Genomic DNA, 10573 nt, shown 5'->3' on the forward strand with positions numbered 1-10573 from the left:
CCTTCTTGCCATCTTTCATATGCTTCTTTTACTTTACTATGCGAAGTGAGTGCATCAAAAAACTCAGGGCTTACCAAGGCATGAACTCCTGTCATATATTCACCACTTAAGTTATCCTCAATATGCCTCAATACTTCCAGACACTTACGCTTTACATCAGTTGTTGCTGTTCCTAGTGCAAAATTTACTACTTTTGGTGTTATTTCAAATTCATTGTACAGATTTAATAATTCTGACCCATCAGCATCAAGAATAATTCCCTTTAGCGCTCCCATTCGCAAATGCTCTAATGTTATTGCGTGTTTGTTTCTCATTAGCTGCAAATGATCAGTTATTACATCTGCTAGCGCTTTAAGTTCACTCTCTGATCCAAATGCCCTTATTCCCTGTACTTCCTCTGGTAACACTACGTCATCATGAGGAATATGTGGAATGGTAAACGTTCTTATTTTCCGTTTTCCTCGTTTTCCCACTGTTGCTGACGCTCCGGGTACTTGCGTTGGTAATAAAGTTAAAACTCCGTTGTGTTCTTCTATGGTAATATATCTAAATCTTACTGATCTACTTGGAAATAAATTTAAATTTTCTGTTCGACCATAATTTATCGGCAATATGTTTATTGCATTTGTTAATGCTGTCATACTAAATGCCGGATTTGTAAATGGATTTTGCATTTTTCTTTTCCCCCTTTTGTGTTTTTAATAGTTTTTTTAAGCTCCCTTGCGGATAATGATCCCTCGTCCTTCAAGTTGCTTTACTGCTGCAGCTTTCTGTTCTTCAGTGATATTTGCTGGCCATACAACTGCATAATCTGCTAGCATTGCTATACGTGTAATGATTACTGCTTTGGTGTTTTCCGTTGCGTTTACATCACTTGTTATTACACCTATCGCTGTTTGCGTGCCATCTGTGGCAGTTGGATTTATTATCTTAATCATGTTATCTTTATCGAGAGCCACTACTGTACCAAGCTTTAGGTTCTGCCCTTTTGCTACTGTTATCTGATCTCTTGAATATAGACTCGATGCCTCATATTTCAGAAGATCTCCTAAATTATTTGTTTCAGTTATGCTTGTCATATTTCTCCCCCTTTTTTCCTTTGTTTATTCCGCTGTGTTTAAAGTCGCTATTCGCCGCGGTAAAAGATATGTTGCTCTACAATTGGCTATTCTGGAGCATTTCGAACACTTATTTACCGCGGCAGTATTATATACCGCGCATCAAATGCCCCGACTTTTCGCTACCTGCATCATCAAGTCTTCTGGTGTATTTTGCGGTATTGTACTCATTATCTCTGTCTTCTTCGTTCTCTCCGCCAGTATCGACATTAATATCTCTTGGGCTTGCTTTGCATTTACATTCTGCTCAATAAATTCTCCTATCTTTTCTGGCATCTTTGATAAATTACATAAACGTATTAATTCAAGAACTTCAGTACGATAGCTGTCATTCTTGATTTTATTAGTTAAATTATCAGTTTCTAGGTCAGTTGTAGTTTGTTCATTCATAGTAATACTCCTCCTGTTTTTATTAATAGATGAAAGAATTGTCATTCCATCAGCAAGTCCTATCTCTATTGCTTTTTCTCCAAAATATAGCCCTGCTTCGGTTGATTTGATTCTTTCCATGGACAAATTTCTGTTTCGTGCTATGAGCTGGACAAACATCTCATATAGGCGATTTACCTCTCCTTGCAAGCTTTCCAGACTTTCAGACGTTATCGGCTCATGCGGATTTAAATCGTTTTTTCTCTTTCCTGCAAATACTGTGGTATATTTTACTCCCTGTTTTTCATCGAATCCACTTTGATCAACGTAACTTGCTATTACTCCTATACTTCCTACCCCTGATGCTCTGCTTACAAATACTTTTTCAGCACTTGACGCTATTGCATACGCTGCAGAATACGCATCATCATTTGCTATCGCTACGATCTTTTTCTTTTCCGACTTTCTTGCCTCATAAATAAAATCAGCAAGGTCAAATAAACCGTTTACTTCCCCTCCAGGGCTGTCTATGTCCAAAATTATTGTTTCTACTTCTTCATCTATCAAAGCTTCTTCTATCTCTTCACGTATCTTCTCATACGATGTCATCCCCAACACATTATCAAAAGCTTCTGACTTTTTCGTCAAGATTCCATGTATCGGTATAACTTTTATTCCTTTTTCACTATTTTTTACTGCATGTTTTATGTTTTTAAAAATTGGCTGCTTTCCTGCTTGTAATGACAGTAACTCAAAACTTCTTGGCTCTACCATCATTGGTTTGTTTATTTGTTGTTTCATATCATTTCCACATTAGAATCAACACTACTGACATCGCTGTCGAAGCTTAAGTTGAGTGAACTAGCACGTCTTTGATCCTCAGCAATTTCCTGATCGATTTCTTCTTTATCATAACCTAGCTCTGATACTACTTCTGACCTGCTCTTAAATCCATTTCTTACCGCCATTTGCTGTGCTTGCTGATCTTTTAGCGGGTCCACCCAATCAAACCCTTGCGCTATCCATTTTACTTCTTTTGCCCCTTTTTTTGTCCATTCTTCTCCTATATCGAGTTCTCCTGAGAGTAGGGCTAATTCTAACCACCTATCCCATACTGGACGGCAAAATTGAAATACTACCACGTTATGCTGTAACATCGCGCACCTCCTACGAAACTCTATTAACCCAGCTCGGATTGATGAATAATTGACACCCGTTAAATCCCCTGTTAGCTGCTCATACGTTATCCCTGTGCCTACTGCTATTGCCCTGAGCTGCTGTTTCATGAATGCTTCATAACTTCCTCCAACATCTGATGGTTCTGAAAATTTTATGTCTTCACCTGGATCAAGTAATTGCATAGTCCCTGGCTCTAAACCTGATAGTGCTACTCCATGCTCATTTGCTTCACCTTCTCCTAAAATATTTGCTTCTGGATCAAGTCTCGTAATAAATCCAGCAAACATTGCAGCAGTCTTTTTTCTCACTAATTCTGCATCATCATATTGATCAAGTTCATAGAGCTTTAACAGTACTGTAGAAAGCCATGGTACTCCTCGAATCTGCCCAGGTCTTAGTGGTCTATAAATATGTAAAACATCATTTGCTGGTACTCTAACTGACTCTCCAAATGATCCTTCACCCGGATGTTCTCGAAAAAGGTAATACGCTTCTCTTTGCCCCAGTCTATTAAACTCAATCCCGTTTCTAATTACATTACCGTTGGCAAGGGGTTGATTGCTCTTATTGTCTAAATGCTCTGATTCAAGTACTTGTAATTGCAACGGCACACAAAGTCCATCTTCTCGTTTTCTCGTTCTCAGCCGTACAAAACATTCCCCTCCTTCTATCATACTTCTGCATACTAGAGCTTGTAACCCATAAAAATCACTCATTCCGCTACTGTCTGCTTCATCTGTCCATTTGAGCCATAATTCTTGCACTTTTTTCCGAAACTCTGCATCTTTCGCCTTTGACTGCGGCTTTATTCCTGTCCCAACAGAGTCACTTATTATCGTATCAATGATGTTTGCTGCATACGAGTTCTTTCTTACCATATCACGTGATCGACTGCGTAAGTGCTCAAGACTTTGAGACAGCAAATTGTTTATGCTTCCTGACTCTGGTTGAAAGTGAAAAAATCTTCTTCCTGAACCTGCTGCATCCCATGCAGAGCTTTTTATCTTTGGTTTGTTAAACAATTGCTTGAAGGTTTTTAGCAACATTTATAAAATTCCTTTACTCGTTGAAAAAACAATTTTCCTCTTTGGCTCCACTCCAGCAATCTTTAGCTCAGCTTTAATTCGTTGTCTTAAGCTTAGTAAATCATTTATATCTACTTCTGCATAATGGACAACATGGTCACCATATGCAATTGATACTACTCTTTCGCCACTCTGAAGCTTCTTTATTGCTTGTTCAACTTGAATTAGATAATCTTCGTTATACATTTACTACTCGCTGATCCATTTGCTTTTGACTATTTTCTTTGACTTTTTACTTTCCATTTTTCCACTCAAACTATTCCATTTACTCTCTGGCCATCTGTCTACTCCCAGTGCTATCGATGCTGCTCTTGTGTAAATTCGGCAATCTAGTACTTCATTTCTTTCTCTTACCTTCTGCCACTCTTGTTTGGTATAACCTTTTACTACTTTGCTGACTAATTGCTCTGCCGTTAGCTGCTTAAAATATTCAGGTGGATACTCTGGAAAATGACAATACCCAGGCGCCCCTTCTGTTAAAACATTAAGTAATTGGAAAAGCTCTGACTTTAATATCGATACCCCAACTGGCCACAGTTTCATTCCTCTCTTTAGCTTTTGTCCGCTAACTGTTACATCTACTCTACTTGGGCTGCTCAGTGGCACTAGCGCTTTGTTTGCCCCTTTTACTGCCATTACTCTCCCAGAGCCTTGGTGACCTCTTACCCAGTTATAAACCTCTTGCGTTGCATACCCAGCATCTACCGCCATCATGCTTATCATGTATTCAAGTCCATTTTCACCGATAAAATGATGATTCAAAAGCTCTGACAGTTTTCCCCATACTTCTCCACTTCCTGTATCACCTTCAAATACCTGGTAGTCTATTGACCAACTTTCTCGATTTCTTCCCCATGCTACTACTTCTGCTTCTAACCGATCTTTTTGCACATCAACCCCTGCCGTTAACACTATTTTTCCATCTTTTGGCACCGTACCTATCGGAAAATTTTCTCGACGCTCAAATAGTTGCTTCCAGTCTGGTACTTCTCCTTTGTCTACCCAGGTTTCTCCGAGTGTTGTATTTATCCAAACTTTCAGTAATTGCTCATTTTCCTTTGCATGCAGATAATCTTCTACCGCTTGTTTCCAGCTATACCAGCCTACTGGGCTATACAAGCTTGAAAGGTGGAATCCTATTTTTCCCCCTTCTTTTGCCCCTTCACCTGTAGCTCTCCATTCACCTCTAGCTAGCATCTCTGTTTTCTGATGATTTTTTATTTCTCCCCTACACTCTATGCAAACGTAGTGGGCTGTTGCTGGGTTCTTCTCTTTCCACTTTATCTGTGGCCATTTCAGTACCTGATAGTGATCACAATGTGGACAAGGGACAAAAAAGTAACGTTTGTCTGAACTCTCAAATTCCCTCTCTATTCTACTTATTCCATGCACCGTTGGGGTTGACACCAAGAATATTTTTCTCCGTGTAAAAGTATTAGTTCGGGCTATACTGAGTAAAACTGGATCTCCTTCTCCTCCTGAATCCCCTGGATACGCATCTACTTCATCAAGAAAAAGATATTTTACCGGCATTGAACGCAGACCCACTGGACTGTTTGCACCTGTTACTACTACCGTTCCTCCAGGAAATTCCTTACTTTGTACAGTGTTCCCTGAATCTCTCGACCTTGGGTCTTTTATTTTACTCCTTAAACATGGCGTATCTTCAATCAGTGGCGCAAGTCTTCCCTTAGACCAGCGCTTGCCCATTTCTACTGTCGGCTGTACTACCAGCATTGGCCCTGGCGTCTGATCAATAATGTACCCTATCCAGTTATTCCCAGCTTCTGTTCCGCCAATTTGTGCTCCTTTCATGAATACCACTTTTTCAGCCGGTGAAGACGAAGATAGTGAATCCATTATCTCCTTAAGGTACGGCGTCCTCTTTGTTCTCCATTTCCCTGGCTCTGATGATGCTATCGTTGAAAGTTGACGATTTCTATCTGCCCACTCTGATACTTTAAGTGTTGGATCTGGCTTTAACCCTGTATAAAAGCTACTGCTATATATCATAATGCCATCTGCTGCAATTTTTGTACTTTTACACAGCTAAGAGAAAAAGGTATTTTCCCTCTACAATAACTATCTGCCGATGCTTTACTCAAAATAAGTATTGCAATCAGTATCTGCATTAGGCTTAATAAAGAACTTCCTTAGTATCATTGAAATACTAACTCCTCCAACGCAGTTCTGATTTCCTCAGTCAGTGTCTCATGGATCTTCTCTGTGTCGTTCATCGATGCTAGTAATGCTGATACTCTGTCTGGGATATTGAGGAGATTATTTCTTACCACTCTTGCAACATTAAATGCTTCGGTCTTTACTTCTTCTACTGAGATAAGTTCACCAATTTCGGCTTTTGCCTTTGCCTCCAACAATTTTCCCCGCTCCATTTCATTTTTTATCCGGGTTTTAAGCAGCATGGTAGAGAGCTCACTGGTGTTTCCCCTTTTTTCCTCAATTTCTCCACCTTTTCTCCTCAGTGGCTGGCTTGGATCTCTTATTGCTGCTACCGCTTCATTCGCTTGTTCTCTGTCAATCAAGCCATCCTCCAACTCAACTACTCCTTTTTTTACTAAGTAACAGACATATTGCTTTGACACTCCTATCTCTCTTGCCCATTCCGTTTGCGTTATTTTTTCCACTTTTTTCTTACTGTTTTTCTTCTTGAATTTCTGAAAAAGTTTTACCAGTACCAGAAAGAATTCCCTCCCTACCTGTGTATACCTGCCAACGCTTTATCGTTACATCTACAAATTTTGAATCTAGCTCTATTGTCCTACAAATTCTTCCTGTTCTCTCACATGCAATCAGTGTGCTGCCAGAACCGCTAAATGGATCAAGTACTATGTCTCCTGATCTGCTGCTGTTTACTATTGCTCTCTCCATTAGCTCTACTGGCTTCATTGTTGGATGTAATGAGTTATGTGTTGGCTTATCATAAAACCACAGATCACTTTGATTTCTACCCCCATGCCACTCACGTTTATTGCCCCTTTTCCATCCATAGAGCATTGCTTCGTATTGTCTTTGATAATCAGACCTGCCTAGCGTAAAATGATTCTTTGCCCAAATGATAAATGTTGACCATTTTCCTCCTGCCTCTTCAAATGCTTTTTGCAACGTTGAAAACTCTGATGATGATATGCAGATGTAAATTGCTCCTTTCGTATATGCTAAAATATTGGAACAGACATCGTAGAGAAAAAGTTCGTAATTTTCACCTTGGTTGTCATTTAGTATCTTTTTGTCTTCCCTTTCTTGACTAGCGCCATAATCGACGTTATACGGTGGATCACAAACGGTGATATCTGCCATTTTGTCGTCCAATACTGCTTTATATGATTCAACTTCGCAGCTATCACCACAGTAGATTCTATGACCACCTAAGATCCATAGATCACCTGGTTTTGTTATTTCTACTTTTTTGTCATCACCAGCTAAATCAGAAAATTTTTCTCCCTTTTCCCCTTGTTCTTCCCTTCCATCAAGATTATCAAGAAAGCGTTGGACTTTTTCTATCTCAAATCCAGTCATTTTAAGGTCAAACTCCAAATCTTCTAACTCTTGGATTTCTACTTTTAAAAGATCATCATCCCACTTTGCCCAATTAGCTGATTGATTTGCCAGTAATCGAAAAGCTTTGGTTTGTGGTTCATTTAGATTATCACTTAAGACCACTGGAATACTCTCCATACCAAGTTTTTTTGCTGCTTTAAGTCTTAAATGACCATCAACTACAGTTCCATCGCTTTTTGCGACTATCGGAATACGAAAACCAAACTCCCGAATTGAAGCGCACATTCTGTTGACCACATCGTCATTTTTACGTGGATTACGCTCGTATTCGACTAGGTTTTCAATAGGATAATAGTGAATTGCTAAATTCATATAATTTAAATTCTTAATAATTAAAAAGTTAATATTTAAAATATCTCTGACGCTAAAGAAGGCCTGGGGTCGAACCCACCAAACCAGCTAGCCTGGCCGAAAGGACCCACTTCCTATGCGTTATCTAGTATATTAAAATCTTTACTAAAATTATTAACGCAAAACATCAATGCCAAAGCATCAGCTTCGTTATCATCTCGAGGTGAAAAACCTTTTTCACGTATCGCTTCAATAACTTCACTTTTGCTTGCATTACCATTACCAGCTATAAAGCGTTTGATAGTTTTAACATTAACACCTTGGTAGGGAATATTGTTCTCTTCACACCAAGCAGACAGCACTGCAAGAAAACCACCGTAGCAATGCGCAGCATCAGTTCCAAGGTGTCTTCTTACTTCTTCAAAATACACTGCTTCAATATCTGAAAATCTTTCCCTCATCTCATTGAGCCACCTACGAAAATTTAAGAAGTGCATTCCACCTCCGCTGAAACGGCTACCATGAAAACTTTCGCTCCCGCTTTGAATTACTCCATCGGTGAAAATAGCCCAGCCTGTTTGTTTGCCGAGGTCGAGCGTTAAAATTGACATTTATATTCAGAATTTGTTTTGCTGGAATGCAAAATATCTATATAATATATATTCAGGATTTGAAAAATTTTTGTCCAAAAAATCTTCTTCATAAATAAACTTTTTAGAAAAAAACTTGGTTAAAAATCAGTAAACAGGCATTGTATAATTATTGGTCAAGACTTTCAGATTTCTATCTTAACAATGTAATTAATCTATTATGCTAACGTAGCTTAGCTAATTTCTCACGAACGTTTACCCAAACCGTAAATTCTGGGAAGATGATTTAGAAGTACCAGTTAACTACTTACTTGAGCGTTTTCACAATACAGAAGTCCGTCATTCCTGGATGAATTCACTTTCTGGTAGGCAGTTAAGTGTTATCTTTCAACACTGCTTTAAAGACAAGCTAAATGGTCAACTCTTTGATGATCAAGACTACGATAACACATCCATACAATATAAACGTAAAGTGATTGCTAAACATTTAGACTCTCTAGTTATTTATTATCTGATTAGCTGTTTTGAACGTGCAAAGCTTGAAGCTACTGTCAGTGAAATTGCAAGATCTGCATTGACTGAGGAACTCATGAAATCCTACCTTCTAAAAGGTAACAATAAATACGACAAAAAGTCTTTGTTATTTCTATTGTTTCATGTAGATCACAACCTTTTAAAGTCTGTCTATCACTTTGAAAAAATACAAAGAAAAGGTTCTGTATCATTTGCTCTTCAAAAGACACCACGACAACCAAATGTTCCATTTAAAGACTTCATCTCTCAGGAAACCATAGTGCAGATACTGAAAGAAGACGACATTAAACGCAATGACGGTTTTGAAAATCAATTACAAGGTTTCTTCTACCATCAAAATCGTTTATATGTATTAGTTCGTAGAGCTAGTGGTATAGATTTACTACTAAACTCAAATAAGGTTATTCATGGTCAAAAGCCAGATTGGATGATTTTGGATTTTCTAGTTAATGGTACTCAAGTAGATCTTACTGCCAAAAATATTGATCAAGCTACAGAGATAGCAAATAGCATTGCGAGTCGTTATTTTAGCTCTGAATGTGTTTTTGTAAACGCGCAGGATAAAAACTTTGCAGAGCAAGTATATAAATTCATTAAAGTTTGTGTTGATGGCTCTGATTCAAATATATTCACTTTTGAGTTAAAATTTCAGTCAAATCGTTTTAAATATAGCAACACTTCCATTACTTTAACCATTATACCACACGATCCTATTGCATCTGAGCTTAATATTTTACACCCTTCTCTTGGTGATATACTAAAATCTATTGAATCGATGAAAATAATATTTCAAGGCAAAAAGATAGGCTTATTTTTTAAGCGAAGTGATGAGTACATAGCAATTTACTACTCTGAACATCCGTTGAATAAAAAGGAAAGAGAGGATTTTAAAGCATACATGAAACAATTTTATGGTCTTACAATCTTGCCAAGAGCAAATCTCTGATCTTCTTAATTCTGGCAGCTCTTGGGTTAATCCAAATCAAAATTACATCGAAGCAGCAAGGTATTTGTCGAATCTTGAATTAATTCAGATGCAAGAGAGGTCTTACATTATCTGCTCTCGTAGACAAGATAAATTAGATTGGCCAAATATAGTTGATCCATACTGTAACAATGAGATTTTCATTGATGAGGACTTTAACGAAGCATGCGATAATATAATTTGTGAAAATTGCAATCGTGATATTTTACCTAATACCTACAAGAAGCAAAGATTTCACCGCTTATCTGTATATTTTAACCCAGAGAAATTTATGAATTGGTTTGAAGGTCAGCTAAGTGATACAAATTTTATGTGGCAAAAAGTGGAAAGCGGAGTTTATCATGTTGGTGGACAAGATAAGATTGTAAGTTTAATCATACTTGATTTTTGCACCAATCCAACATTCTTAACGATAGATAAGCTTAAAGCTAATCCAACTGTATTAATAATACTGAGAAAAAATCCATCAAACATACCTCTTGATTTGCCCATAGTAAAAATGGTTGACCTTTTCTTTCAGCATAAGACGTTAATTGAAGTATTTCAAGAAGCAGTACAAAGAGGAGTACTAGAGTTCATACCAAATACTTCAATGCAAATCTTACATACTGCACTTAATCTAATTGAACCTCCTAAAGAGAAGGAATTACTAAAGTTGCAATTGATAGAGGGCTCACTTTACGTAAACAATATAGAGATTCTAAATAAGAAAGCTGTAGCATGTATGAAAGTTTTTCGCGTATTATTTGAACAATTTTTGAATGATTGTAAAAAAGAATTAACTCCTGAAAAACACATGTTGCTTAGCATAACTGAAATAGAAAAGCGCCTAAATCTTGATCC

11 protein-coding genes are annotated in these 10573 nt (G+C 37.7%); 2 read left to right on the forward strand and 9 right to left on the reverse strand.

The genetic code is table 11. The features are described 5' to 3' along the window. The 9 genes from DM84_RS02370 to DM84_RS02410 form a co-directional block, all read right to left on the reverse strand. The coding region (locus DM84_RS02370; RefSeq protein ID WP_250778153.1) for a major capsid protein at nt 1-674 on the reverse strand (674 nt) is incomplete at its 3' end. Between the two features lie 36 nt (nt 675-710). After that, nucleotides 711-1079: a head decoration protein gene (locus DM84_RS02375; protein WP_250778154.1), complete on the reverse strand. Its 369-nt coding sequence runs from the start codon at nt 1077-1079 to the stop codon at nt 711-713. Nucleotides 1080-1220: 141 nt separating this feature from the next. Further along, nucleotides 1221-2288: a S49 family peptidase gene (locus DM84_RS02380; protein WP_250778155.1), complete on the reverse strand. Its 1068-nt coding sequence runs from the start codon at nt 2286-2288 to the stop codon at nt 1221-1223. Further along, nucleotides 2285-3712: a phage portal protein gene (locus DM84_RS02385; RefSeq protein ID WP_250778156.1), complete on the reverse strand. Its 1428-nt coding sequence runs from the start codon at nt 3710-3712 to the stop codon at nt 2285-2287. The genes DM84_RS02380 and DM84_RS02385 overlap by 4 nt, the downstream gene beginning before the upstream one ends. Next, nucleotides 3713-3937, reverse strand: coding sequence for a gpW family protein (locus DM84_RS02390; RefSeq protein ID WP_250778157.1), 225 nt, complete (start codon nt 3935-3937; stop codon nt 3713-3715). Between the two features lie 3 nt (nt 3938-3940). After that, the gene (locus tag DM84_RS02395) at nt 3941-5764 is read right to left on the reverse strand and encodes a phage terminase large subunit family protein (RefSeq protein WP_250778158.1); all 1824 of its coding nucleotides are present in this window, start codon (nt 5762-5764) and stop codon (nt 3941-3943) included. A gap of 146 nt (nt 5765-5910) precedes the next feature. After that, the gene (locus DM84_RS02400; protein WP_250778159.1) at nt 5911-6396 is read right to left on the reverse strand and encodes a hypothetical protein; all 486 of its coding nucleotides are present in this window, start codon (nt 6394-6396) and stop codon (nt 5911-5913) included. A gap of 7 nt (nt 6397-6403) precedes the next feature. Beyond that, nucleotides 6404-7642, reverse strand: a complete 1239-nt coding sequence (locus tag DM84_RS02405; RefSeq protein ID WP_250778160.1) for a DNA modification methylase — start codon at nt 7640-7642, stop codon at nt 6404-6406. 113 nt (nt 7643-7755) lie between these two features. Further along, nucleotides 7756-8232, reverse strand: a complete 477-nt coding sequence (locus DM84_RS02410) for a crossover junction endodeoxyribonuclease RuvC (protein WP_250778161.1) — start codon at nt 8230-8232, stop codon at nt 7756-7758. A gap of 328 nt (nt 8233-8560) precedes the next feature. Here DM84_RS02410 and DM84_RS02415 point away from each other — a divergent pair, with 328 nt between their 5' ends. After that, nucleotides 8561-9691: a hypothetical protein gene (locus DM84_RS02415; RefSeq protein ID WP_250778162.1), complete on the forward strand. Its 1131-nt coding sequence runs from the start codon at nt 8561-8563 to the stop codon at nt 9689-9691. Then, nucleotides 9657-10573: hypothetical protein (locus tag DM84_RS02420; protein WP_250778163.1), on the forward strand; the 917-nt coding region annotated here is incomplete at its 3' end. The genes DM84_RS02415 and DM84_RS02420, both read left to right, overlap by 35 nt.

This window comes from Wolbachia pipientis (assembly GCF_023661085.1).
Lineage (GTDB): Bacteria > Pseudomonadota > Alphaproteobacteria > Rickettsiales > Anaplasmataceae > Wolbachia.